We start from the raw sequence: 25,170 nt of genomic DNA on the forward strand, positions 1-25,170 counted from the left end.
AACTGCCCACTGTAGGTGCCACTGCAACTTATGATCCGAACATTTAGCTGCTGAAGGACTTCAGGAACCATGGCGAGGCGCCAAGCAACACCACCGGATGAGAACTACACCGAGAACATCATCGATATCGATGTGACCTCCGAAATGGAGGGCTCCTTCCTCGAGTACGCCTATTCGGTGATCTACTCGCGTGCGTTGCCTGACGCCCGCGACGGCCTCAAGCCCGTGCAGCGGCGCATCCTCTACATGATGACGGACATGGGGCTGCGGCCGGACCGCGGGCATGTGAAATCCGCCCGCGTGGTGGGCGAAGTGATGGGCAAGCTGCACCCCCACGGTGACGCCGCAATTTACGACGCCATGGTCCGTATGGCCCAGGATTTCTCCTTGCGCCTTCCCTTGATCGACGGGCACGGCAACTTCGGCTCCCTGGATGACGGCCCGGCCGCAGCCCGATACACCGAAGCGCGCCTGGCGGCGGCAGCGCTCACCATGACCGACCACCTCGCCGAAGACGTTGTCGACTTCATTCCCAACTACGACAATCAGCTCACCCAGCCGGAAGTGCTGCCCGCCGCCTTCCCGAACCTGCTGGTCAACGGTGCCACCGGTATCGCTGTGGGTATGGCCACGAACATGGCCCCGCACAATCTTGGCGAGGTGATCGCCGCGGCCCGGCATCTCATCGAGCATCCGGACGCGACCCTGGATGACGTGATGCGCTTCGTCCCCGGGCCGGATCTGCCCAGCGGCGGAAAGATCGTTGGACTCGACGGTATCCGCGACGCCTACGCCACCGGCCGGGGATCCTTCAAGACCCGTGCCAAGGTTGAGGTCGAGCAGCTCTCGGCCCGGCGGACCGGCCTGGTGGTAACGGAACTCCCCTACACGGTCGGCCCGGAGAAGGTCATCGAGAAGATCAAGGACGCCGTCACTGCGAAGAAGCTGCAGGGCATCTCCGACATCGTGGACCTGACGGACCGCACGCACGGCCTGCGGTTGGTCATCGAATTGAAAAACGGGTTCAACCCCAATGCGGTGCTGGCCCAGTTGTACCGGTATTCGCCGATGGAGGATTCTTTCGGCATCAACAACGTGACCCTGGTTGACGGGCAGCCCCGCACGCTTGGACTGCTCGAACTGCTTCAGGTGTACGTCACCCACCGCATTTCAGTGGTCCGGCGGCGCACCGCGTACCGTCTCGGTAAGAAGAAGGACCGCCTCCATCTGGTCGAGGGCCTGCTGATCGCCATCGTGGACATCGACGAGGTCATCCAGATCATCCGTTCCTCGGACGAGGCCGCGGCAGCCCGGGAACGGCTCATGGCCATTTATGACCTGACCGAAATCCAGGCCAGCTACATCCTTGAACTCCGGCTGCGGCAACTGACAAAGTACTCGCGCATAGAACTGGAGAAGGAACAGGATGAGCTTCGGCGGGAGATCGCCGCGCTGGAGGAGATCCTGGGTTCGGAGCAGAAGCTGCGGGAGCTGGTCTCGGACGAGCTGGCCGCCATCTCCGAACAGTTTGCGACGCCCCGGCGGACCGTCCTGCTTGAATCCGAGGCGAGTGCCCCACTCAAGGGGACGGTTCTGCCAACACCGGCGGGTACGGGCGCCAAGGCGCCGCTCGCGCTCGAGATCGCAGACGATCCGTGCTGGGTCCTTCTCTCCACCTCCGGCCAGCTGGCGCGCACCACCGGGCAGGAACCGATCGTCGACGGCGGACAACGGGTCAAGCACGATGCCTACACGTCCGTTGTGGCGACCACGGCAAGGGCCGAGATCGGCGCCGTGACCTCAGCGGGCCGGATGCTGCGGCTCCAGGTGGTCGACATGCCGGCCTTGCCGCCGACCAACGGTATCCCGAACCTCGCCGGAGGCGTGTCCGTCAAGGAATTCATCACGCTTGAGCGCGGCGAGTCCCTGGTGGGACTGGTGCCGCTGGACAAGGCATTCGCACTCGGCACCGCACAGGGCGTAGTCAAACGGGTTAGCCCGGACTATCCGCTGAACCGTGACGACTTCGAAGCCGTCACGCTGAAGCCGAAAGACGAGGTGATCGGGGTTGCTCAGGCAGGGGACGAAGCAGATTCCATCGATCTGGTCTTCATCACCCGGGAAGCCCAACTGTTGCGCTTCCCGGCCTCCTCGGTCCGCCCCCAGGGGCGCATGGCCGGCGGCATGGCGGGCATCAAGCTGGCAGCCGACGACGCCGTCGTCCACTTCGGCGCGGTCCGCGCCGGGGATCCCGCCGCCGTCGTCGTGACCATTGCCGGGGGCAGCGAGGCGCTTCCGGGCACCACGGCCGGCTCAGTGAAAGTGACGGAGTTCTCGGAGTATCCGGTGAAGGGCCGGGCAACGGGCGGAGTGCGCGCGCACCGCTTCCTGAAGGGCGAGGACCACCTTGAGCTTGCGTGGGCCGGCCATGGCCCTGCCAAGGCGGTATCTGCAACCGGGGTTGCCCGCGCGTTGCCCACCGAGCACGGCCGCCGTGACGGTTCGGGGATTGCCCTCTCTCAGCCCGTGGAGGCGATCGGCCCGAGCCCTGCCTGATCAGTACAGCTAGAGCAGCCGCTCGAACGCCATCGACCGGCGGGTGGGTGTGTAGCCCATCCGCTCATACAGGCCAAGAGCCCCGGACGGGTTCTCCGTGTCAACGCCGAGGCCGGCGTTTTCCATGCCGTCAGCCTTGAACCGCCGCATCGCTTCAGCGAGGAGCGCCGGAGCGAGCCGGCGTCCGCGCCAGTCGCGCCGGACACCGAGCAGCTCGGTGTAGCCTTCATCGTGTCCCACGAGTTGCTTCGATTCCGGGTCATAGCTTGCGATCTCGTACGCCGCTACTTCCCCGGAGGAGTTGTCGATCACCGCGAGGCTCCACTCTGCACGGAACTCGGGGTGGCTGATGGTGAAGTGCCAGCTTTCCTCGTCGCGTGGTTCGCTCCCCCAGTGGTCCTGAAAGGCCTCGTTGTGCGCCAGGCGAACCGCCTCGGAAATATCATCGCTGAAGGTCACGATCTCGAATTCCGGATCCAGGTCAACCTCGGGGATCTCCTCGGAAAGATCCCGGGTCATCTCGGTGAACCAGCGGGTGATCCTGTTGCCGGCGGCCTCCATGAGCGCCCGGTGTCCGGGGTTGTTCTCCTCGACATAACAACGGATGAAGCCATCCGGGATCCCGGCATCGGTGAGTCGGCGGCGCGCCCGCTCAACCTGCCACTCGTGGATGGCGCGGCCGATACCGCGACGCCGCCACGCCGGATCAACGCCGCCGAAAGCATGCACGAGGTTGGAACCGGCGTTGGCGCTGATGCGCCCGAAAGCACGCGGTGTGCCCTCCTCGTCGAATCCCATGACGGTGTCAAGCGCAGGGTCGTTCTTCGAGGCGGAAAAGACTTCCTCGAGATCTGCCTTCTGCTCGATCCAGTCGGGCTTGTCCACTTCGGCCATACGGCGCAGCAGCGCTTCCCAACCGTCAATGTCGGCGTTCGTAATCGGTCGCCAGCTCAACTGGTGGTCAGCCGGCCTCAGTTCAGGTGTAGGCATGCTCCCAGCGTAGGTGATCGCCGGCCGTTCCGGCGGCCAGTTCAACACCGGTGTCGCAGGTCAGCGCAAGCCCGCGATCGTGGGTGACCAGCAGAACCGGACGGTCTCCCAGGCCCGCGCGCAGGTCCCTCATCAGTGAGGCGGCGCCGTCCGGATCAAGGTGCGCGGTCGGTTCGTCGAGGATGAGGGTGGAGGCGTCGCTGAGCAGCGCCCGTGCCACAGCGAGCCGCTGCCGTTGACCGCCCGAGAGACGGTTGCCCGCCGGCCCGATCCCGGCGTCGAGTCCACCCTCGCGGTTCCGGACGGTGGATGCGAGTCCGACGGCGGAAAGCACTTCCCAGAGTTGCTGCTCTGTCGCCGGGTTGGCCGGGACATGTGCGAGCTGCAGATTGGCGCGAACCGTCGAGTTGAACAGGTAACCTTCCTGCGGGCACCAGGCGACCTTCGGGACGGCCCCGGTCGCGGCTTCCGCACCTCCGATGACGTACCGTCCCCGCATCAGCGGCAGGAAGCCCAGCAGGGCACCGATCAGGGTTGATTTGCCGCTCCCTGACGGCCCGGTCAGTGCGGTCCACTCCCCCCGGCGGATCCGGAGGGTAACGCCCTCAACCACGGGTCGGCCAGGCTCGTACGCCACAGCGGCGTTCTCGAGCGCAATCTTTTCACCGGAACCGGCCTGGTGGACTGCATGCGGGCGCGGCTCCGCGCCGGCGGCGCGGAGCTCAGGACTGATCCGGCCGGCGACGGCAACGAGCGGACCCCACTGCTGGACCGCCGCCACGCCGAGGATCAGCGGTTCGGCGAGCGCAAGCTGCATCAGGACGACGACGGCGACCGCCTCGGCCGGCAGGCCCCCGGACCCGCCCAGGATCCCCAGCGCAGCTATTCCGCAGCCGAGGATCACGAGGGCCTGGCCGGCACCTGCGGCCCAGGAGCTACGGCGGACGAGGCGGGCGGACCGGGCATCCAGGTGTGCAAGGCGGTTCAGCGCCCTGTCTGTGAGTCCGTTCACTGTGACGTCAGGGCAGGCACGCAGCAGGGTGGTGGTCTGGGCCAGCGAGGCCGCCCGGACCCGGATCCCCGCAGCGCCTGCGGCCCGGTCCGCCAGTAGTGCCGCAGCGGGCGCCACTCCTATTCCGATGACCACGGCGAGCACCTGCCAGCCCACAGTCGTCGGGAGGATGAGCGCCGTCGTCGTTATGGCTCCGATGCCAGTCACCGCAGCTGTCAGCGGCGGAAAGACGGCGCGTGCTGCGCTCTCACGGATCTCATCAATGTCGCCCACCAGCCGTTCGATGCCGCCCGAGCCGCGGGAAAGCGAACGCCAGGATTCAGCCCGGGTGAGCAGTGCTTCCCACAATCTGAGCCGGATTGCGTCAGCGGCCTGAAGAATCGCGTGGTGCAGCCAGAGCCGTTCGCAGTACCGCAGCAGAGACCGGCCGATGCCGAAGAACCGTACGCCCACGATGGCGGCCAGGAGGTAGAGAATGGGTGGCTGCTCGGCGGAGCGGACAATCAGCCAGCCGGAGAGGGCCGTGAGCGCGATGCCAAAGGCCGATGAGCCGGTGCCGAAGGCCAGTGCGGCGAGGAACCGCGCTGACCAGGGGCGGACGAGGACAAGTGCCTGCCGGGCCGATCGCGTGAAGCCCCGAATGGAGGAGGTGCCGGAATCAGATGGGCGGGCTACCGCAGCATTCGGTACGACGGAAGTGTGGCATGCCGTTTCCTTGTCCGTTTCGGGACTAACCGCCGGCGGCGAAGATGCCGTAGCTCCAAGCTCGATGGTGGTGTCAGCAAGGTCTGCGGTGGCCGCATCGTGTGCAATGAGCAGGACGGTCACTGATCCACGTAGACCGGCCACCGCCTGCCGGATTGTCTCGGAGGTCTCCTCATCCACATGGGCGGTAGGTTCATCAAGCAGGAGGGTCCCACCCGCGGCCTGCACCCGGAGCAGGGCCCGCGCGACCGCGAGCCGACGCAGTTCGCCCGGACTCACTTCGCCGGTTGTCTTCTCGAGGAGCCGGATCCCTCCGACGGCGGCAAGGGCGGCGGCAAGCTCGTCGTCGCCCGTGTCCGGGGCAGCGTAGAACTCAAGTTCCTGACGCACCGTTTCAAGGAGCGGTTCCGGATGCTGCGGCACCCACGCAACGGGGCCGGAGAAGGGCAGTACACTCCCCTCCGTTTCGAGGGACGGTTGCGGCATCCCGGCAAGCAGTCCCATCAGAGTTGACTTGCCGCATCCGCTCGGGCCGCGCAGCGCGGTGATCGTCCGGGGCGCGATCTCGAAAGTGACATCACGCAGTACGGGTTCGCGGCTGCCCGCGAAGCGCACGGTGAGGTGCTCAGCCCGGGCGGCCGGGCCGTCGTCGTCGTCGCGCTTGGGCTGTGCCGCAGCCTGCGGCCGGTCGATCAGGCTGCGGACCCGGCGCCCGACATCGAGTCCTTCCTCGCTGGCGTGGTGGGCGGCGCCCAGGTCGCGCAGCGGGAGGTAGCACTCGGGGGCGAGGATGAGGGCGAGCAGACCGGTTTCGAGGCCCACATCGCCGTGGATGAGGCGAACCCCGACGAAGACGGCGACAACGGCCACTGAGATGGTGCTGATCAGTTCCAGCGCGAGGGAGGACAGGAAGGCCACGCGGAGGGTTTCCATCGTGCGGGTCGAGTATCCGGCGCTGATGTCCTGCAGGGCACGTGTCTGCGCCGACGCGCGTCCCAGGCCCACCAGCGCGGGCAGTCCCCTGGCGAGTTCGAGCAGGTGATTGGACAGCCGGTCGAGCGATGCCCGCGCTTCGCTGGTGCGCTCCTGGGTGTGCCAGCCGATAAGGACCATGAATACCGGGATCAGCGGGATGGTCACGACGATCACGACGGCGCTCACCCAGTCCGCCGCAAGGATCCTCGCGCCGATCATCAATGGGACTACGGCGCACGTGATCAGCGCCGGGAGGTATTGCGTGTGGTACTTGTCCAGGCCGTCGAGACCGCGTGTCAGCAACACGCCCAGCGCTCCGGTGCCCTCGCCCGAGTCCGCGGGACCGCCGTCGGCCAGAACCCGTTCGAGCGCCTGCCGCCGGAGCCGTTCCTTCACTCCATACGCCAACCGGTGCGCCGTGCCCTGCTGCAGCCACACGGCAACGGCTCGCAGCCCAACCCCGGCGAGTCCGAGCCACAACTGATCCATTCCGGGCAGCGCTCCCTGCGCCAGGCCTGCTATCCCTGCTGCGATTGCCTCTGCAACCAGAACCAGTCCCACCGCCTTGAGTGCGGCGAAGAAGCCGAGCAGGTAGACCGGCCCGGCGGGTACCAGCGAGCCGGCCGGGCCCCGGGCAAGCAACCGCTCGATCACAGCGGACTCACCGTGTGCGCTTCGGGGATGCTCTGCTCGCTTACGCGTTTGCGGAACACCCAGTAGGTCCACCCCTGGTAGGCCAGCACGAGCGGCACGCCGAACGCGGCAATGATGCTCATCAGCCCCAGCGTGTAGGGCGAGCTTGAGGCGTTCTGGACGGTGAGGCTGAATGCCTCGTCCAGGGTGGATGGCAGCACAACCGGGTATGCCGAGCCGAAGATGCAGGCCAGGCTGGCCGCCAGAAACACACCGAGCCACACGAAGCCCCAGCCGTCCCGGGACTTGCGCTGGGCGAGCCAGGCGCACGCGACCGCAACCACCGCAAGCGTGAGCAGCGCTCCGGTCCAGAACGTTCCACCGGCCATGTGAACCCGCCCGCCCCACAGGAGCAGGGGTACGACGGCGACGGGGAGCAGACGGATCAATACCCGCCGCGCGCGCTCGCGGATGGGACCGGCCGTCTTCAGGACAAGGAACGCCAGGGCATGGACCAGGCAGAACAGGACGACGGCGGCAGCCCCCAGGAGGGCATCGAAGTTCAGCCACGCGAAGGGTCCGCCCACCCGGTCGCCATTCGCGTTCAGCGGCAGACCCGTGGTGGTCACAGCGAGGGTAGCGCCGATGCCCGCCGCCGATGTCAGCGAACCGGCGAAGATCGCGCGGTCCCAGCGGCGGCGCCAGCGATCACTGTTCATCTTCCCCCGGTACTCGAAGGCGACCGCCCTGAAGATCAATGCCAATAGCACGAGCACCAGGGGCAGGTACAGGGAGGACAACAGGGAGGCGTACCAGAACGGGAATGCGGCGAACGTCGCGCCGACGGCGGTCAACAGCCACACCTCGTTGCCGTCCCACACCGGGCCGATCGTGTTCAGCAGCACCCTGCGCTCGCGGTCGGTGCGGGCGAAGACCTTCATCAGCATGCCGACGCCGAGGTCGAAGCCCTCGAGGAAGAGGTAGCCGGTCCACAGTACGGCGATGAGGATGAACCAAATCGTCGGCAGCAACTCGTTCATGCGAGGGGTTCCTCTCCCTGGAGCGCTCGGTAAGTTCGATCAGTAGGCGAAGGCGAGCACATCGTCTTTGTCCTTCCCACCGGGGCGCTCATTGTCGTCGGTGTCGCCGTCGTCGTGCTGGTGTTTCAGTTCCGGCATCGCGGAGGCGACGCCGCCGCGGACGTAGGTGACGAGCAGCTTCACCTCGACCACCAGCAGCACCGCATACACCAGGGTCAGGGCGACGAGGGAGAAAATGAGCTCCGACAGTTCGACTCCCGGCGACACGGCCGCCGCGGTGAACATGAAGACCCCGTCAATACCGTTGGGATCCGGATTGGGGGCGACGACGAAGGGCTGGCGGCCCATCTCGGTGAAGATCCAGCCGGCCGAGTTGGCGCCGAACGGCGCGAGGATCCCGAAGACCGCAAGGCGCATGAGCCAGCGGGACTGCGGGACGGTGCCCTTCCGCAGGACCCACAGCGCCACGAGCGCCGCGAAGGCCGCCACCGCGCCGAAGCCGATCATGATGCGGAAGCCCCAGTACGTCACCTCCATGACCGGGAGATAGTCGATCGGCATCCCGGCACGCTCGCCGTAGATCGGATCGTCCGGCAAGGTCTCGCCGTACTGCTCCTTGTACTCGGGGAGCAGAGTGTTCACGCCCTTGACCTCGGTGGTGAAGTCGCCGTTGGCCAGGAAGGAGAGCACCCCGGGCACCTCGATCACGGCGACAATGTCATCGCAGTCCTGCGCGCCGAGGTTGCCGACGGAAAGGATCGAGAATCCGGTCCCGTCGTGGCACGCGGCTTCAGCGGCAGCCATCTTCATGGGCTGCTGCTCGAACATCAGCTTCGCCTGCAGGTCACCGGAGACGGCGGTGCCGGCGAAGGACAAAAGAGCGACGACGGCGCCGATCCGCGCCGAGCGGAGCCACACCTGATGGTCGGTGCGGCCGCGGCCCCCAGTTTCATCCCCGCCCGGAAGAACACGGCAGTCGGCGCCGACACTATCCAGGCCGTCGTGGCGCCGCTTCCACAGGTGGTACCAGGCGATGCCGAGCAGGAAGCCGCCGGCCACGGCGAGGGCACCGAAGATCGTGTGCGTGAAGGCAACCAGCGCGGTGTTGTTCGTGAAGACCGCCCACGCGTCGACCATGCGCGCCCTACCGTCCACGAGTTCGACGCCGACCGGGTGCTGCATCCAGGAATTGGCCACGATGATGAAGTAGGCCGAGAAGACCGAAGCGGAGACTGCGGCCCATAACGAGCCGAGATGAATCAGACGGGGCAAGCGCTGCCAACCGAAGATCCAGAGCCCGAGGAAAGTCGATTCGACGAAGAACGCCAGGAGGGCCTCCATGGCGAGCGGCGCCCCGAACACGTCGCCCACGAAACGGCTGTACTCGCTCCAGGCGAGTCCGAACTGGAACTCCTGCACAATGCCGGTCGCCACACCCATGATGAAGTTGATCAGGAAGAGCTTGCCCCAGAACTTGGTCATCCGCAGGTAGTGTTCCTTGCCCGTCCGGTACCAGAAAGTCTGCATAAGGGCCACAACCAGGCCCAGTCCGATAGTGAGCGGCACCATCAGGAAGTGGTAGACGGTGGTGATGCCGAACTGCCAGCGGGCGATTTCGAGAGCTTCCATGGATCCTCGATTCCTCAAGCACGGTCGATGCCTGACACAACTTCTACGTGTTGTAGAAATTCTTCTTCTACACATCGTAGAACAACTACAACGTTACTTCTACGTGATGTAGAACCCTGCACAAAAACGTTGTAAGTTAAGAGGTGGTTGGTACAGGCGAAAGCGAAGGCTACCGCCGTCGTCCAGCTCAGGAATGCTCAACAAAGGAATAGAAATGGCCACGCTCGGTGAACTCGAACGCACAGTGATGGACCTGCTGTGGGGCACCCCCGGGGCCATGACCGCGAACGTGCTTCGCGACGCATTGGCGCTTGCTCCGGCAGGCACGGCAGAGGGCAAGGAACTGGCGGTGACCACGGTTCTCACCGTGCTCTCCCGCCTGGAGAAGAAGGGCCTGGTGGAACGCGAGCGGGACACACGCCCTCATCGCTACCGCGCGGTGACCAGCCGCGAGGATCACACCGCCGAACTCATGCATGAGGTTCTCGTGACCGCACCGGACCGGGAAGCAGTCCTTGCGCGGTTCATCGGCAGCGTGTCCGAGAGCGAGGCCCGCACGCTCCGGCGGCTTCTGGGCAGCAGCTAGCACCGGTGTTCTGGGCCTCGCACTTGCTGGCCACGCTTGCCGTGGTTCTGGCGTGGCCTGCCCCGATCGCCCTGTCCCGCGCGAAATGGCCCGCCCGGTCCCCATTCACCGCAATGATCCTGTGGCAGGCGATCGCGCTCGCCGGTGGTCTCTCGATGATCGGCGCCATGCTCGTGTGGGGACTGGAGCCACTCGGAGATAACCTCCTGGAGGCACTCGGCGCCCTGTGGGACATTGTGTTGAACAATCGCCCGGCTGAAACCCTTGGCCTGGTCCATGTGTTCGCACTCAGCGCAGCGAGCCTTTTGACCGCCCACCTGGTGTTCACGCTGCTCTTGACCTACGCGCGCATCCGGGGGCAACGACGCCGGCACCGCAACCTGCTGAATCTACTCAGCTCGCCCTCGCACGGTAATCCATCAACCCTCGTCATCAAGCACCCCGCTCCGGTGGCCTACTGCCTCCCCGGAGGTGCACGGTCCGTCACCGTTCTCTCCGACGGCCTCATGGGCCTCCTGTCGGAGAAGGAGCTGCAGGCCGTCCTCATTCACGAGCGGGCGCACCTGAAGCAGCGTCACCACCTGCTGCTGTGGGCCTTTGCCGCCTGGCGCTCAGCGCTACCCTGGCTGCCGACATCGCAACTTGCGCAGCGGGCGGTCAATGAGCTGATCGAGATGCTTGCCGACGACGAAGCCGTCAAGCAGGTGGACGAGAAAGTACTGGTCGGCGCGATAGCCATCGTGGCTATCGGATCCCACGGGCCGGCAATGGACGGATCTCGTAGAGATGTATCCGCTACGGATGGATCCGGCGCCGGATCCGCAGGTGGCCGACCACGCGTGGACGCCGCGCCGAACGCCCCTGATGAGGAACCTGGAGCTGAAGGCAGCTCAGTGGCGACTGTCCATCGCCTCCGGAGGCTGCTCGAGCCCCAGCCCCCGCTGTCCAATGCGCAGACGATCGGTGTGCTGACCGCCGCCGCCCTTCTGCTGACGGCGCCCACGGTTCTGCTGATCGCACCGGGTCTTTTCGGCTAGACACCGAGGGACTACCCCGCCAGGCGTGATCGTGGTCTTCAGGCTCAAGCGTCCCGAGCCCGGAGGTCAGGCGTCGATCCGCTCCCGGTCCAGTGACGCAGCCCCCGCAATAATGAAGTCCTTTCGCGGTGCGACATCGCTGCCCATCAGTAGGTCGAACACACGCTCAGCGGCTTCTGCTTCCTGGATCCGGACACGGCGGAGCGTCCGGTGGCGTGGATCCATGGTGGTTTCCGCGAGTTGGCCGGCGTCCATCTCCCCGAGCCCCTTGTAGCGCTGGATCGGCTCTTTGTACCGCTTACCCTCGCGCTCCAGCGTGGCGAGCAGACGATGCAATTCCTGTTCCGAGTAGGTATAGAGGGTTTCGGTCGGTTTGCTGCCCGCACCGACCACTTCCACCCGGTGCAGCGGTGGGACGGCGGCAAATACGCGACCTGCGTCAACGAGTGGACGCATATAGCGGAAGAAAAGGGTCAACAGGAGAGTTCGAATGTGCGCCCCGTCGACGTCCGCGTCCGTCATCAGGATCACCTTGCCGTAGCGTGCGGCCTCCAGCGAAAAGCTCCGTCCCGAGCCCGCTCCGACCACCTGGATCAACGCCGCACATTCGGAGTTGGACAGCATGTCCCCTACCGATGCTTTCTGCACGTTCAGGATCTTGCCCCGGATGGGCAGCAGCGCCTGATAGTCGGAGGAGCGCGCGAGTTTCGCCGTTCCCAGGGCGCTGTCGCCCTCGACGATGAACAGTTCCGAACGCTCGGCGTCGTCAATGCGGCAGTCCGCGAGCTTGGTGGGCATGGACGAGGTCTCCAGGGCGTTCTTCCTGCGTTGGGTCTCCTTGTGGACCCGCGCCGAAACCCGGGATTTCATCTCGGCGACGACCTTCTCGAGCAGGAGCGCGGACTGCGCCTTGTCTGCTCGCGCCGACGAATTCAGGCGGGCCAGGATCTGCGTTTCGACCACCTTTGCGACAATCGCCCGTACGGCTGAGGTTCCGAGAATTTCCTTGGTCTGGCCCTCGAACTGAGGCTCGGCCAGACGGACCGTCAAAACGGCAGTGAGGCCTGCAAAGACGTCGTCCTTCTCCAGTTTGTCGTTGCCTGCCTTGAGCTTGCGGGCGTTCGATTCGACCACCTTGCGAAACGTTTTGAGCAGTGCCTGTTCGAAGCCTGCCTGGTGGGTTCCGCCTTTGGGTGTAGCGATGATGTTGACGAAGCTCTTGACTGTGGTGTCATAGCCGATCCCCCACCGCAACGCAATGTCCACCTCGCAGTCACGCTCCACCTCAGCGATCCGGCTGTGACCGTGCTCGTCGAGGACAGGCACGGACTCCTTGAAACGGCCGGCGCCGTGCAGGCGCCACACGTCAGTCACCGCATGGTCGATCGCAAGGAACTCCGCGAACTCCGAGATACCGCCGTCATGATGGAAGACCTCTTCGATGACACCGTCCGTGCCCGGCAGGCCCCGCTCATCGCGGAGGGTGATGCGCAGGCCCGGAACAAGGAAGGAAGTTTGCCTGGCACGTGCCTGCAGTTCTTCGTAGGAGAACTTCGCGTCGGGAGTGAAGATCTGGCGATCCGCCCAATAACGGATCCTGGTCCCCGTGACGCCGCGCTTTGTACTCCCCACGACCTCCAGCCGGGAACTATCCACGAAGGGCGCGAATTTTGCCGTTGGAGCGAGTTTGCGTTCGTCCTCGAACCGACCTGGTTCTCCCCTGCGGAAGGACATCTGGTACGTTTTCCCGCCACGGTCCACCTGCACGTCGAGCCGGGCGGAAAGCGCATTGACAACGCTTGCCCCTACACCGTGCAACCCACCGGACGCCGTGTATGAACCGCCGCCGAACTTGCCTCCGGCGTGCAGTTTTGTGAAGACCACCTCCACACCGCTGAGTCCCGTCTTCGGCTCAGCATCAACCGGTATGCCGCGGCCGTCATCGTGCACCTCAACCGAACCGTCTGCATGGAGGATCACCCGGATGTTCTGTCCGTGGCCGGCAAGGGCCTCATCGACCGAATTGTCGATGATTTCCCACAGGCAGTGCATGAGTCCACGTGAGTCGGTGGAGCCGATATACATGCCTGGGCGCTTACGGACCGCTTCCAGTCCTTCAAGCACGGACAGATGGCGGGCTGTGTATTCAGAGCTGGGGGCCACGTTCCTTGGAAACTCCTTGGGAGTAATACCCGGATTTGTTACCGGTGGTCGATGCTGTGAACCGAAATCGGCGCACCGTAACCAGCATATTCGCTTCAACATCGGCTGGCGTGCAGGCATGCCGTAGCTTGCTGTTACACCCCTCCGGTCGCCGTCATGGGCGGTACGCGCTCAGCGAAAGCCAACCCAGCTTGCGAAGAAACGGCTACGAATAGTGGTTATATGAACTACAGGAACCACTAAGGAGGCACCCATGACAACAGCTACAGCAACCCGCGAGCTGACCGCACTGCATCGCTGCGACCGGTGCGGAGCCCAGGCATACGTCCGCGCAGTCCTTTCTTCCTCCGGTGGCGAGCTTCTCTTCTGCGGGCACCATGCCCGCGCTGTAGAAAGTACTCTGCGGCCGCAGACTTCGGAGTGGCAGGATGAAACGGGCCGGCTCAATGAGAAGGCTCCGGCCACCGTAGAGCCATAGCGAGCCTGCGAACGCCGTTCGTCCGTCGGCGATCGCCCAGGCAAACTTCGCGAAGAAGTCCCGTGACATAAACGTCCCGAAACAAAAAGATGACCAGAGACAGAAGGAACCCCTTTCAGCCAAGTGCGGAAAGGGGTTCCTTTTCGTCTGCTCTTCTCCTGCCCGGGCAGGAGAAGAATTAGTCGAGGTAGTCGCGCAGCACCTGCGAACGGGACGGGTGGCGGAGCTTGGACATTGTCTTTGACTCTATCTGGCGGATGCGTTCACGCGTTACGCCGTAAACCTTCCCGATTTCGTCCAGGGTTTTCGGCTGCCCATCGGTCAGCCCGAAGCGCATGGCAACCACGCCTGCCTCACGCTCGGACAGGGTGTCCAGAACCGAGTGCAGTTGCTCCTGCAGGAGGGTGAAGCTGACAGCGTCAGCGGGCACAACAGCCTCGGAGTCCTCGATGAGGTCGCCGAATTCCGAGTCGCCGTCCTCACCGAGCGGTGTGTGCAGTGAGATGGGCTCACGCCCGTACTTCTGCACCTCAACCACTTTTTCAGGGGTCATATCAAGCTCGAGCGCGAGCTCTTCCGGCGTGGGCTCCCGTCCGAGGTCCTGCAGCATCTGCCGCTGGACCCGCGCAAGCTTGTTGATGACCTCAACCATGTGCACAGGGATGCGGATGGTGCGGGCTTGGTCTGCCATCGCGCGGGTGATGGCCTGCCGAATCCACCAGGTGGCGTAGGTGGAGAACTTGAAGCCCTTGGTGTAGTCAAATTTCTCTACTGCTCGAATCAGGCCGAGGTTGCCTTCCTGGATCAAGTCAAGGAAGAGCATCCCGCGACCGGTGTAGCGCTTGGCAAGGGATACGACGAGCCGAAGGTTTGCTTCGAGCAGGTGGTTCTTGGCCCGCTTTCCGTCGTGGATAACCCATTCGAGCTCACGGCGCAGCTTGGGGTCGATGTTCGCGTTGGCCGCAAGCTTCTCTTCAGCGAAGAGACCTGCCTCAATGCGCAACGCGAGGTCGACTTCCTGCTCGGCGTTAAGCAGTGCTACCTTTCCGATCTGCTTCAGGTAGTCCTTGACCGGGTCAGCGGTAGCTCCCGCTGAGACGACCTGCTGCGCAGGCGCATCGTCATCGTCCGCGTCGGAGTAGACGAAACCGCTTCCGGTGCTTGCCTCGGCAACCTCTGCGGTGTCCGACTCGGCGGTGTCCACGTCTGCTGCTGCGGGCTCGACCTCTTGATCCGTGGCTTCCTCGTCAGGGGCTGCCGCGGCACCATTCGTGTCGACGCTGCCTTCGTTTGCCGTGCGCTTGGTGCCGCGTGCGGACCCGGCCTTTGAGGCCGTCTTTGTTGCAGCGGGCTTGCGCTTGGTTGCAGTTGTACCGGGTTCTGTTAACACCGGTGCTGTTGTCTTCTTGGCCGACACAGAGAACCTTTCATACGGCGGTGTGTGGCGCCACCAAGGGGGCAACACCACTATGACCCTGTCAAGTCCGTGCCTGAACTCAGGCGGATCAGCGAAACTGTACGTCAAGACAACAGCTCCGCTGAGTGCGCTATTCCCTGGTGGATGCGTTGTAGTCAACTACTTCAGCTTCCACCGGTTGCGGCACTCCAACCTGAAACACGAACCCAACCGGGTCTCGGTTCCATTGTCGCACGCTTTGGGAACGGCGCGTAATTCCCTATCACCTCCCACACGTAGCTACCGGTCGTGGACTTCCGCCCGCCTCAGGCAACTCTTCGGGGCTCTGAGGTCCAGGAAGTGTCGCGGCGCCGGGCCCAAGGAGCAAGGCTTCCGGATCCAACGAGTTGGAGGAGGAGCTCCGCCAGGGTGTAGGCGGGTTTCTCCTCCAACGCCTCCTGCAGGTAGCGGTGGGCCCGCGAGCCCCTGCCCCTGGCCCATTCGAGCCATCCAAGAATACTTAGCAGCGCCGCTCGTGATTCCCCCTCTGCGATGGCCGAGAACCCCAGGAAGATGGAATAGGCGGCGTCCAACCGCTGCCAGTCCGGAAGATCCGACGTCGCCAGGAAGACCTCGCTGAAGAGTGATCCGCCCGACCCTGAGACCAATGATTCTCCAGGAGCCCGCTTGGCCAAGTGCTCTCGCACGAGGCGAGCGCATCCTGCAGGAAGCTCGATACGGGGCATCCCCGCCGGCAGGATCCCGGCCTGGTCCGCGACGTCCGCTGCTGCATCCAGGCCCGCACCAGCCAGTACTATCACGCCGTCCCTTACAGAACCGCGGGTAAGCCCGGCAAGCAGGAAGGCGATCACCTCGGGTTCAGTCTCGAGCGCGCCGCCATCCAGCAGTCTGACGATGAGGCTGTCCCACAGCACCAGGGAATCGTGTCCAAGGCTTGTTCGCTCCCAGTTTCCTACCCACTGTTCAGCGTATTGGCAGGTCAGCCGGTGAACGTCCTCTTGACGAACAGATCCGGGCAAACTCACCGCTGCTTCCAGTGAGTCCTCATAACTGCTGCCCTGAAAAACCAGTTCCGCGTTGAGGACGCTTTCGGTGATGGCAGCAATGGGGTGGCCCGGCCACGGACAGCAAGCTGCATCATCGCAGAAATAGTCGCGCCAGGAACTGCTACTGATCAGCCAGCCGTCGAGGAGCCTGAGTCCCACCGCGCCCAGGATCAGATCGAGGCAATGCACGAGTGGCGCGAACGGCGGCGCTTCCGGCTCTGTCCACTCCTTCTCGGTGTAGAGGACCATAAGCACACCGTCCGCGGCGGAATCAGCCTCAAGGTACTCCCGTACTCCCTGTGCGTAATCCAACGGATCAACCGAGTCCTTCGGGAGGTCCAGCCGCAGGGTTGCCCCCACCCGCTTACCCGCCATAGTGATGAACACAAGGCTTTCGCGGGGTTGGAAACCAAGCACATGCGGGACGTAACTCAGGATATCTGCGGGAGTGGTGACAGAAATGGGTGCGTTGGAAGTCATGGATAAGACTTTGGCGCCAATTTCACTTCGCCGGCTGCGCTGCCCGCGCTATGTGGGTAAGTCGCCCGAATCTTTCGACTGTGGAGGGGCAGTGCCTGTCCGGCGGACCTGTCGCCGTCGTCGTAATTCGCGGGCAAGAGCCTCACGCAGCGGTGGCACGACGATCGATTGCCGGGCCAATTGCGCCCTTACACGACGGCGGAGTACGAGAATCGCCGCAGTGCCGCCGATCAGTATCAGGAACTGCACGGAGAAAGCGATCCGGAATGAGTCGAGCGCGTACAAGTCTCCGTTGGAGAAGCCGCTGGCAAGCAGCAGATCCAGGATCAGTCCAACAGCGAACATCGTGATCAGCGCTGCGGTGAAGCCGCCGATATTGACGATTCCGGTGGCGGTTCCAAGGCGGGAGGCGGGATTGAAGGTGCGGGCAAAATCGAATCCGATCATCGAGCCGGGCCCGCCCACCGCGAGCGTCACCACGAACAGGACCAGCAGCCAGAGCGGTGCCTGTCCCGGGTAGGTCAGGACCACCAACCACGCGAGCGCAGTTGCCGCAGTGATGGCCAGCACCATCGTGGAGCGGCGCAGCGGATGACGCGCCACGTAAACGCCCAGCAATGGACCGCAGACCATGCCGACCACTACGAAAAGCGTCATGAGCACAGAAGCGGTGGCGGCTGGGAGCGACTGCGCGCTCACCAGGTACGGATAACCCCAGATCAGCACGAACACCGTGCCCGAGAACTGGGTGGTGAAGTGGCACCATAACCCCAGCCGCGTACCGGGCTGCTTCCAGGCGTCGGCCAGGGATACCCCGGTCTGTCGGAGGGATACACGGCTGCGCTGCGCCGCGCCATACGGTTCATCCCGGATCATCGACAGACCCAGAACGGCCGCGAACACACCCAGCCCGGCGGCTGATAGGAACGCTGTGCTCCAGCCCGCGTACTGCAGGACCGCAAGGAACGGAACCACGCTAAGAATCTGCCCGAACTGACCAAGGATCCCTGTCAGCTGTGTCAACAGCGGGATACGTCGCGACTCGAACCACGCCGGAAGCAGCCTCAGCACTGCGACGAATGTCATGGCATCGCCCCCGCCCACCAGCAGGCGGCCAACGATCCCCGCAGGCACTGCCTCCGCGAAAGCCAGCTGTGTCTGGCCAAGCGCCATCAACGCTGCGCCGCTGACAATCATCACCCGCGGTCCGAACCGGTCCACCAGAACCCCTACCGGGATTTGCATGCCGGCATATATCACCAGTTGGGCAACGGTGAAGATCGCGAGTGCCGAAGCCGTGGCATTGAACCGCTCGGTGGCCTCGATGCCGGCTACACCGAATGACGTGCGCTGGGTTACCGCAATCAGGTACGCCAGCACGCCGGCGCCCCAAACCAGCCAGGCGCGTCGGTCCGTGGTGCGGGATTCTTCAGTTGCCAGGCGTGGAACTCCCGTCATCTCCCCGGTCTACGGAGCCCTCACCTGCACGGTCAGAATTCTCGCCGGAGGCCGTGGAGTCGTCCTCCTGCTCGTCGAGCGAGGCAGCCAGCGTCTCGGCGAGCTCATCCGCCGCACGGGGACCGGACAGATACGCTTCGACGGCGGACCCTATCTCCTCAGCGCTCGCCAATTCCATGTTCTGCTTCACGAGCAACGAACGCCCGGAACCCTCAGACCGCTCGTCGTAGCGCTTCTCCAGGGAAGAGACAACGCCCTGGACTTCAAGGGAATTGTCTACCTGACGGGCGATCTGACGCTCGACATCCCGCCCTGCTTCCCGCAGTCTGTCCGTTGGAAGTACGCGACCGATCGAGGCGCCCAGGTACTCCATTGCCGTGACGGCGGCAGGCGGGTACTCAGCCTCAGCGAGGTAGTGCGGTACGTGGACCACGTACCCGACGACATCCGTGCCGGTCTGGGCAAGCCGCAATTCAAGCAGGTGACCGATGGACGCCTGCAGTTCCGCCGTCGGCTTCCAGGCCGACCCCATGCCTTCGATAAGATCCCTGCGGTTGCCGTGCACGGTTACGCCCAGTGGACGCGTGTGGGGAACGGGCATGGGCAGTGAGTGGATCCACGCGACCAGCGGTACGTCGAGCCGCTCGACGAGCTGCATGACGGCAGCGCTGAAGCGCTCCCACTGCAAATCCGGTTCCATTCCGCTCAGGAGCAGGAACCGTTCGCCTAACCCGTCCTCGAGAATCTGCAGTTCGAGGCTGGGCGGCCGGTAGTCGGTGAGGTGATCCTGCTCGAAAGTGATGCGTGGACGACGGCTGCGGTAGTCGATCAGTTGGTCGGTGTCGAAGACCGCCAGGAGGTCATGGCTCAAGGAGTCCAGCAACTCGGAGCGAACCTGCGCGACGACGTGTCCGGCGTCGACGAAACCCGTGAATCCCGCGACGAGCGGCAGTCCACGAATGGAGGGGTCGTCGATGTAGGAATCGTTGACGTTATAAAGGCTTCGTGGCTCCAACAATGCTTCCTCCTCAGCTGGGCTCCCGGCCATTCGGCCGACCGGATGGTGCATTCGCGGACCCGCAGGGCTCGCACTTACACCGTAAGTCATGTGGATCTTTTTCTTCTGTCTGCATAACGTCGGGCGAAGTCCTCGGCATTCCCGTCAGAGCCCCCGGTAGGACGCATGTCACAGGGGACGGCTACGATCGGTAGCAGTTGATTACCGCGCAACCTGCGGTATCGAGCACACATCCAGAACTGGAAGCGAGGAAAACCTTCGTGAGCAATACCAGCGAAATCCAACTGACCGCAGTCTCCAAAGACATCAAGAAGGCCGGGTGCGAGGTCCTTGTGATCGGCACCGGCCAGTCCCCCGACGGCCCGGTCCTCCTCGATAATCCGTTGTCTGCCAAATCAGCGCGTGCTCTGAGCGACAGCCTTCCTTCGCTCGGCGTCACCGGCGCGGCAGATGAAGCGAAACGCTTTCCTGGCCTGCCCGAAATCGGCGCGGACGTTTTAGTGCTCACGGGCACGGGCCGGGTCTCGCCCGGCCGTCCCCTCTCCGAGGAAACGCTGCGGCGTGCCGCCGGGTCGGCTGTGCGCCAGCTCAGCGGAGTGGAAAGCATCGCAGTCGCGCTGCCGGCAGCTACGGTGGCCGAGGTAGCAGCCGTTGCGGAAGGCGTGCTGATGGGCAGTTACAGCTACACCGAGCATTTCTCGGCCGTCGGGGGCAAAGCCCCGCGGCCGTCGGCAAAGACGCTATCCCGCGTCACTATCCTCACCCCAGCCGCGAACGGCGGCGGGCTCAAGGGTGCACTCGAACGCGCCAAGGCAATTGGACAGGGCGTCAACGCGACCCGCACCCTTGTGAACCAGCCGCCGAGCCACCTCTACCCCGAATCCTTTGCGCAGTTCGCGCGGGATTATGTCAAGGGGCTTCCGGTCAAGGTGACGGTGCTGGATGAGAAGAAGCTCGAAAAGGACGGCTACGGCGGAATTCTGGGCGTCGGCAAGGGTTCCTCGCGTCCGCCCCGCCTGGTGAAACTTGAGTACTCCCCCGCCAAGTCCAAGATCAACCTCGCCCTGGTCGGAAAGGGAATCACCTTCGACTCCGGCGGTCTCTCGCTGAAGCCCGGCGCAGGGATGCAGACCATGAAACTGGATATGGCGGGTGCAGCCGTTGTCCTCGCTGCAGTGACCGCCGTCGCCCAACTGGGCCTGCCGGTCAGCGTAACCGGTTGGCTCTGCCTCGCCGAGAACATGCCCTCCGGAACCGCGCAACGCCCCTCAGATGTGCTCACCACCTTCGGCGGCCGCACGGTCGAAGTCCTCAACACCGATGCTGAGGGACGTCTGGTCATGGCCGATGCGCTGGCCGCCGCCAGCCGCGACTTCCCGGACGCCATTCTCGACATCGCGACGCTGACCGGTGCGCAGATGGTCGCGCTCGGCAAACGGGTATCAGGTGTGATGGGCGACGACGGAGTCCGCGACGCCGTGAAGGCGGCTGCGGACCGCGCGGGTGAACAGTTCTGGGCCATGCCGCTTCCCGAAGAATTGCGGCCCAGCCTCGATTCGACGGTCGCGGATATAGCCAACATCGGCGAGAAGTTCGGCGGCATGATGACCGCCGCCGTTTTCCTCCGGGAGTTCGTGGGTGAGGCGAACGGCGAGAAGATCCCGTGGGCCCATCTGGACATCGCCGGACCGGCATTCAACGAAGGCGGCTCCTACGGTTACACGCCCAAGGGTGCCACCGGAGTCGGGCTGCGCACCATCCTCGCCTATGTTGAGGACGTCGTCGAGCGGGCAACGAAGAACCCTTCCTGAATCACTTTCGAAACTGGTGGTGAGACTGGACACATAGGGGTGTGGTTAAGCCTTCATCAAGTGGCTGATGGTGTGATCTGGAGATAGGGTGAACCCAGATCACACCAAAGCATTCCGCCAAACATCAATTGACGCGCGAACCTAAGTGCGTCACAGATTACGCGAGGGAGCGTCCAAGTGGCCGAAACGGCAACTGCGCAAGAATTCGACATCCTGGTACTGGGCGGAGGCAGCGGAGGCTATGCAGCCGCTCTCCGTGCCGTCCAACTGGGTTTCACTGTCGGGCTCATCGAAAAGGGCAAGTTGGGAGGCACCTGCCTGCACAACGGCTGCATTCCCACCAAGGCCCTCCTGCACTCGGCAGAGGTAGCCGACAGCGCCCGGTCCGCCGAGAAATACGGCATCAGGGCCACGTTTGAATCCATCGACATGTCGGCAGTGAACGCCTACAAAGACGGCGTCGTCGCCGGAAAATTCAAGGGACTTCAGGGACTCATCAAGTCCAAGGGAATCACCGTCATCGAAGGCGCGGGCAAGCTGACCGCCGAGAACACCGTTGAAGTGGACGGCACCACATACACGGGCAAGAACATCGTGCTTGCGACCGGCTCCTACTCCCGGTCGCTACCCGGACTGGAGATCGGCGGGAAGGTCATAACCTCCGATCAGGCCCTCACCATGGACACCATCCCATCGAGCGCGATCGTGCTCGGGGGCGGCGTAATCGGCTGCGAGTTCGCATCGGTCTGGAAATCGTTCGGCGTCGACGTCACGATCATTGAGGGCCTGCCTTCGCTCGTCCCCAACGAGGACGCATCGATCGTCAAGAACCTGGAGCGCGCTTTCAAGAAGCGGGGCATCAAGTTCAACACCGGCACCTTCTTCGACAAGGTCGAGCAGAACGACGACGGCGTCAAGGTCACCCTCGTTGACGGCAAGACCTTCGAAGCAGACCTCCTGCTCGTCGCGGTAGGCCGCGGGCCCGTTACTGACGGCCTGGGCTATGAGGATGCCGGAGTTACCCTTGACCGCGGATTCGTCATCACGAACGAGCGCCTGCATACGGGTGTGGGAAACATCTACGCAGTCGGCGACATCGTGCCGGGCCTTCAGCTCGCACACCGCGGCTACCAGCAGGGCATCTTCGTCGCTGAAGAAATCGCCGGTCTCAAGCCCGTCATCGTCGAGGACGTCAACATTCCGAAGGTCACGTACTGCGAGCCTGAAATCGCCTCGGTCGGCCTCACCGAGAAGGCCGCGAAGGAAAAGCTGGGGGCTGACAGGGTCGAAACGCAGGAGTACAACCTCGCGGGCAACGGCAAGAGCTCGATTCTCGGCACCGGTGGCATCGTGAAGCTGGTTCGTGAGAAGGACGGGCCGGTGGTCGGCGTGCACATGATCGGCACGCGGATGGGCGAGCAAATCGGCGAGGCACAACTCATCGTGAACTGGGAGGCCTACCCGGAGGATTTGGCCCAACTGGTCCACGCCCATCCCACCCAGAACGAGTCGCTCGGCGAGGCCCACCTCGCCCTGGCAGGCAAGCCCCTGCACGGCTGATAGAGCACTCCCGGAACTGCGGCTCTGCACCATCCGGTCGCACAAGACTCCAACCAAAGCATCACTGGCAACCTCAAACCGACGCCGCTGGTCCTCAATACTGGCGGCCGGAGGTAGAACGAACAAGGAGAAACGGACAACATGTCTGAATCCGTGAACTTACCGGCCCTGGGCGAGAGCGTCACTGAGGGTACCGTCACCCGTTGGCTCAAGCAGGTCGGTGACCGCGTCGAAGTGGATGAGCCGCTGCTCGAAGTCTCGACCGACAAGGTAGACACCGAGATCCCGTCCCCGGTTGCCGGCGTGATCGAGGAGATCCTTGTTGCCGAGGACGAGACCGCAGAGGTGGGTGCTCCCCTGGTACGAATCGGTGATGGTGCCGACGGCTCGGACAATTCGGGTACCGAGGGTACCGAGTCGACAGATTCCGGGTCGGAGGATCCTGCGCAGGATTCGAGCGATGAGGCGGACGCCGAGGCCGAGGCCCCAGAGAACAGCGAGGAGCCCGAAGCAGCCCCTGCACCGGAGTCAGACGGCGGCGGTGGAGACGGCACCGAGGTCACACTCCCTGCACTTGGTGAGAGTGTTACCGAAGGTACAGTGACACGCTGGCTCAAGGCTGTCGGCGACGAGGTCGAGGTCGACGAGCCGCTGCTCGAGGTATCGACCGACAAGGTGGACACTGAGATACCCTCGCCCGTTGCCGGTACCCTGCAGGAGATTCGGGTCAATGAGGACGAGACGGCTGAGGTTGGCTCAGTACTCGCGGTGATCGGTTCCGGCAGCGCCGCTCCTGCGCAGGCGGAGCCGAAGGAAGCCGAGCCCGTTGCCGCCGCGCCGTCAGGTGACCGCGAAGAGCCAGCTGCCGAACCCGATCAGGGCGGCGAAGCCGAACCACAGTCTGCCGAACCCGCAACTGAAGAGAAAGCTCCGCCTGAGCCTTCCAAGGACGAGCCTGCTCCCGCTCCCGCCCGCGGTGAGGAAAGTGAAGCCGCCTCGGGCTCCGATTCGGTCTATGTCACCCCACTGGTGCGTAAGCTCGCGAACCAGCACGGCGTTGACCTGGCGGGGCTCAAGGGCACCGGCGTCGGCGGACGCATCCGCAAGCAGGACGTCCTCGAGGCAGCCGAAGCAGCCAAATCAACCGCATCGGAAGCGGCTGCTCCGCAGTCGGCCGGAACGGCACCTGCAGCCCCGGCAGCACCCGCGCCGTCGAAGCTGCGCGGCACTGTCGAGAAGGCGCCACGCATCCGACAGACCATCGCCCGGCGCATGCGTGAGTCGCTGGAAGCATCAGCGCAGCTTACGCAGGTGATCGAGGTCGACATGACCAGGGTTGCCCGCCTGCGTTCGAATGCCAAGGAAACCTTCCAGTCGCAGAACGGCGCCAAGCTCACGTTCCTGCCGTTCATTGCGAAGGCCGTCACGGAGGCGCTGAAGCAGCACCCCAAGCTGAACGCTTCGTTCGATGAGGAAGCCAAGGAGGTCACCTACCACGACGCCGAGCACCTGGCGATCGCGGTGGACACCGAAAAGGGACTTCTCGTCCCGGTCATCAGCGACGCCGGAAATCTCAACCTTGCGGGTCTCGCCAAGAAGATCGCGGACGTGGGTGCCCGCACCCGCAGCGGCCAGATCGGTCCGGATGAACTTTCCGGTGGAACGTTCACCATCACCAACATCGGGTCGGTCGGCGCACTGTTCGACACTCCGATCATCAACCAGCCGCAGGTGGGCATCCTCGGCACTGGCGCGATCGTCAAGCGCCCCGTCGTGGTCACGGACGCCGATGGCGAAGACACCATCGCCATCCGGTCAATGATGTACCTCTGCCTGACCTACGATCACCGCCTGGTCGATGGCGCGGATGCCGGCCGGTTCCTGCAGACTCTCAAGACCCGGTTGGAAGACGGGGCGTTTGAAGCGGACCTCGGGCTTTAGACTCGAGTCTTCAGTCTGTAGGTTGTAATTGCCGACAGTTGCAGGAAAGGCAGTATCCAGGGCGCCTTGGATACTGCCTTTCGCCATACGCCACAACCGCACAGTCTTCCTCCTCTGCGGACGAGGAAAGAGCCCGGCAAATGCCTGGCTGCATGATTCAACCAGTGAACAGGAGAACTCATGGCTACCGTACGCTCAGCACACACAGTCTGGACAGGCGACCTGCCGTCAGGTTCGGGCCAGGTGTCACTCGACACCTCGGGACTCGGAACCTACGACGTTACGTGGAAGGCACGCGCCGAAGAAGCCGGGGGGAAGACCAGCCCGGAAGAGCTGATCGCCGCCGCCCATTCAGCCTGCTTTTCAATGGCTTTCAGTCATGCGCTGGGCGGCGAGGGCAAGACGCCTGACCGGGTCAAGACCAACGCCGAAGTGGATTTCGAAGCCGGTGTCGGCATCACTGCGATCCGTTTGACGCTGAAGGCGTCCGTTCCCGGCCTGAGCGAGGAGGATTTCCAGCGCATTGCCGAGGACGCGAAGACGGGTTGTCCCGTCTCCCAGGCACTCGCAGGAGTAAAGGATATTTCGCTGGACGCTACCCTCGAGTCCTGATCGCCCGCAACTACGCAAGTCGC

The 25,170-nt window shown here is 64.0% G+C and carries 17 protein-coding genes; 8 read left to right on the forward strand and 9 right to left on the reverse strand.

Annotated features, from left to right (window positions below; genetic code table 11):
• Positions 1–69: 69 nt before the first annotated feature.
• A complete protein-coding gene (locus ACX80C_RS01785; RefSeq protein ID WP_459324501.1) occupies positions 70–2,556 on the forward strand; it encodes a DNA gyrase/topoisomerase IV subunit A in 2,487 nt (828 codons plus the stop codon).
• A 9-nt stretch (positions 2,557–2,565) separates the two neighbouring features.
• Here ACX80C_RS01785 and ACX80C_RS01790 read toward each other — a convergent pair whose 3' ends face one another.
• From ACX80C_RS01790 to ACX80C_RS01805, 4 genes are read right to left on the reverse strand one after another with little or no spacing between them, the layout of a single operon-like run.
• The gene (locus tag ACX80C_RS01790; RefSeq protein ID WP_459324502.1) at positions 2,566–3,546 is read right to left on the reverse strand and encodes a GNAT family N-acetyltransferase; all 981 of its coding nucleotides are present in this window, start codon (positions 3,544–3,546) and stop codon (positions 2,566–2,568) included.
• On the reverse strand, positions 3,533–6,892 hold the full coding sequence (gene cydD, locus ACX80C_RS01795; protein ID WP_459324503.1) for a thiol reductant ABC exporter subunit CydD: 3,360 nt from the start codon (positions 6,890–6,892) through the stop codon (positions 3,533–3,535). Before cydD ends, ACX80C_RS01790 begins: the two co-directional genes overlap by 14 nt.
• Complete coding sequence (gene cydB, locus ACX80C_RS01800) at positions 6,889–7,911, reverse strand: cytochrome d ubiquinol oxidase subunit II (RefSeq protein ID WP_459324504.1); 1,023 nt, start codon at positions 7,909–7,911, stop codon at positions 6,889–6,891. The genes cydD and cydB overlap by 4 nt, the downstream gene beginning before the upstream one ends.
• 39 nt (positions 7,912–7,950) lie before the next feature.
• Positions 7,951–9,540 (reverse strand): cytochrome ubiquinol oxidase subunit I, encoded by a 1,590-nt coding sequence (locus ACX80C_RS01805; protein WP_459324505.1) that lies wholly within the window; start codon positions 9,538–9,540, stop codon positions 7,951–7,953.
• 214 nt (positions 9,541–9,754) lie between these two features.
• Here ACX80C_RS01805 and ACX80C_RS01810 point away from each other — a divergent pair, with 214 nt between their 5' ends.
• Both ACX80C_RS01810 and ACX80C_RS01815 read left to right on the forward strand, forming a co-directional pair.
• The gene (locus ACX80C_RS01810) at positions 9,755–10,126 is read left to right on the forward strand and encodes a BlaI/MecI/CopY family transcriptional regulator (RefSeq protein WP_459324506.1); all 372 of its coding nucleotides are present in this window, start codon (positions 9,755–9,757) and stop codon (positions 10,124–10,126) included.
• Positions 10,127–10,131: 5 nt separating this feature from the next.
• The gene (locus ACX80C_RS01815; protein ID WP_459324507.1) at positions 10,132–11,163 is read left to right on the forward strand and encodes a M56 family metallopeptidase; all 1,032 of its coding nucleotides are present in this window, start codon (positions 10,132–10,134) and stop codon (positions 11,161–11,163) included.
• Between the two features lie 66 nt (positions 11,164–11,229).
• On the opposite strand, the gene ACX80C_RS01820 is transcribed toward ACX80C_RS01815, so the two are convergent.
• Positions 11,230–13,326 carry a DNA gyrase/topoisomerase IV subunit B gene (locus ACX80C_RS01820; RefSeq protein ID WP_459324508.1) on the reverse strand — a complete coding sequence of 699 codons (2,097 nt, stop codon included), beginning with the start codon at positions 13,324–13,326 and terminating at the stop codon, positions 11,230–11,232.
• Positions 13,327–13,579: 253 nt separating this feature from the next.
• On the opposite strand from ACX80C_RS01820, the gene ACX80C_RS01825 reads away from it, so the two are divergent.
• Positions 13,580–13,804 (forward strand): DUF7455 domain-containing protein, encoded by a 225-nt coding sequence (locus ACX80C_RS01825; RefSeq protein ID WP_459324509.1) that lies wholly within the window; start codon positions 13,580–13,582, stop codon positions 13,802–13,804.
• Positions 13,805–13,982: 178 nt separating this feature from the next.
• Here the strand turns inward: ACX80C_RS01825 and ACX80C_RS01830 are convergent, their stop codons facing one another.
• From ACX80C_RS01830 to ACX80C_RS01845, 4 genes are all read right to left on the reverse strand, one after another.
• The gene (locus tag ACX80C_RS01830; RefSeq protein WP_459324510.1) at positions 13,983–15,221 is read right to left on the reverse strand and encodes an RNA polymerase sigma factor; all 1,239 of its coding nucleotides are present in this window, start codon (positions 15,219–15,221) and stop codon (positions 13,983–13,985) included.
• Between the two features lie 305 nt (positions 15,222–15,526).
• Positions 15,527–16,747: a DUF4192 domain-containing protein gene (locus ACX80C_RS01835; protein WP_459324511.1), complete on the reverse strand. Its 1,221-nt coding sequence runs from the start codon at positions 16,745–16,747 to the stop codon at positions 15,527–15,529.
• 48 nt (positions 16,748–16,795) lie between these two features.
• The gene (locus tag ACX80C_RS01840) at positions 16,796–18,205 is read right to left on the reverse strand and encodes an MFS transporter (protein ID WP_459324512.1); all 1,410 of its coding nucleotides are present in this window, start codon (positions 18,203–18,205) and stop codon (positions 16,796–16,798) included.
• Positions 18,177–19,253 (reverse strand): proteasome assembly chaperone family protein, encoded by a 1,077-nt coding sequence (locus ACX80C_RS01845; RefSeq protein WP_459324513.1) that lies wholly within the window; start codon positions 19,251–19,253, stop codon positions 18,177–18,179. The genes ACX80C_RS01840 and ACX80C_RS01845 overlap by 29 nt, the downstream gene beginning before the upstream one ends.
• A gap of 230 nt (positions 19,254–19,483) precedes the next feature.
• Here ACX80C_RS01845 and ACX80C_RS01850 point away from each other — a divergent pair, with 230 nt between their 5' ends.
• The 4 genes from ACX80C_RS01850 (at position 19,484) to ACX80C_RS01865 (ending at position 25,147) form a co-directional block, all read left to right on the forward strand.
• On the forward strand, positions 19,484–21,034 hold the full coding sequence (locus tag ACX80C_RS01850; RefSeq protein ID WP_459324514.1) for a leucyl aminopeptidase: 1,551 nt from the start codon (positions 19,484–19,486) through the stop codon (positions 21,032–21,034).
• Positions 21,035–21,211: 177 nt separating this feature from the next.
• Positions 21,212–22,594 carry a dihydrolipoyl dehydrogenase gene (gene lpdA / locus ACX80C_RS01855; RefSeq protein ID WP_459324515.1) on the forward strand — a complete coding sequence of 461 codons (1,383 nt, stop codon included), beginning with the start codon at positions 21,212–21,214 and terminating at the stop codon, positions 22,592–22,594.
• Positions 22,595–22,735: 141 nt separating this feature from the next.
• Positions 22,736–24,535, forward strand: coding sequence for a 2-oxoglutarate dehydrogenase, E2 component, dihydrolipoamide succinyltransferase (sucB, locus tag ACX80C_RS01860; RefSeq protein ID WP_459324516.1), 1,800 nt, complete (start codon positions 22,736–22,738; stop codon positions 24,533–24,535).
• Positions 24,536–24,715: 180 nt separating this feature from the next.
• Complete coding sequence (locus tag ACX80C_RS01865) at positions 24,716–25,147, forward strand: OsmC family protein (protein ID WP_459324517.1); 432 nt, start codon at positions 24,716–24,718, stop codon at positions 25,145–25,147.
• Positions 25,148–25,170: the final 23 nt, after the last annotated feature.

This window comes from Arthrobacter tecti (assembly GCF_054511355.1).

Coding starts and splice junctions, on each gene's coding strand:
- ACX80C_RS01785 (WP_459324501.1), top strand. CDS start 70: ATGGCGAGGCGCCAAGCAACACCACCGGATGAGAACTACACCGAGAAC.
- ACX80C_RS01790 (WP_459324502.1), bottom strand. CDS start 3,546: ATGCCTACACCTGAACTGAGGCCGGCTGACCACCAGTTGAGCTGGCGA.
- cydB (WP_459324504.1), bottom strand. CDS start 7,911: ATGAACGAGTTGCTGCCGACGATTTGGTTCATCCTCATCGCCGTACTG.
- ACX80C_RS01805 (WP_459324505.1), bottom strand. CDS start 9,540: ATGGAAGCTCTCGAAATCGCCCGCTGGCAGTTCGGCATCACCACCGTC.
- ACX80C_RS01810 (WP_459324506.1), top strand. CDS start 9,755: ATGGCCACGCTCGGTGAACTCGAACGCACAGTGATGGACCTGCTGTGG.
- ACX80C_RS01825 (WP_459324509.1), top strand. CDS start 13,580: ATGACAACAGCTACAGCAACCCGCGAGCTGACCGCACTGCATCGCTGC.
- ACX80C_RS01835 (WP_459324511.1), bottom strand. CDS start 16,747: ATGACTTCCAACGCACCCATTTCTGTCACCACTCCCGCAGATATCCTG.
- ACX80C_RS01840 (WP_459324512.1), bottom strand. CDS start 18,205: ATGACGGGAGTTCCACGCCTGGCAACTGAAGAATCCCGCACCACGGAC.
- ACX80C_RS01845 (WP_459324513.1), bottom strand. CDS start 19,253: ATGGCCGGGAGCCCAGCTGAGGAGGAAGCATTGTTGGAGCCACGAAGC.
- sucB (WP_459324516.1), top strand. CDS start 22,736: ATGTCTGAATCCGTGAACTTACCGGCCCTGGGCGAGAGCGTCACTGAG.
- ACX80C_RS01865 (WP_459324517.1), top strand. CDS start 24,716: ATGGCTACCGTACGCTCAGCACACACAGTCTGGACAGGCGACCTGCCG.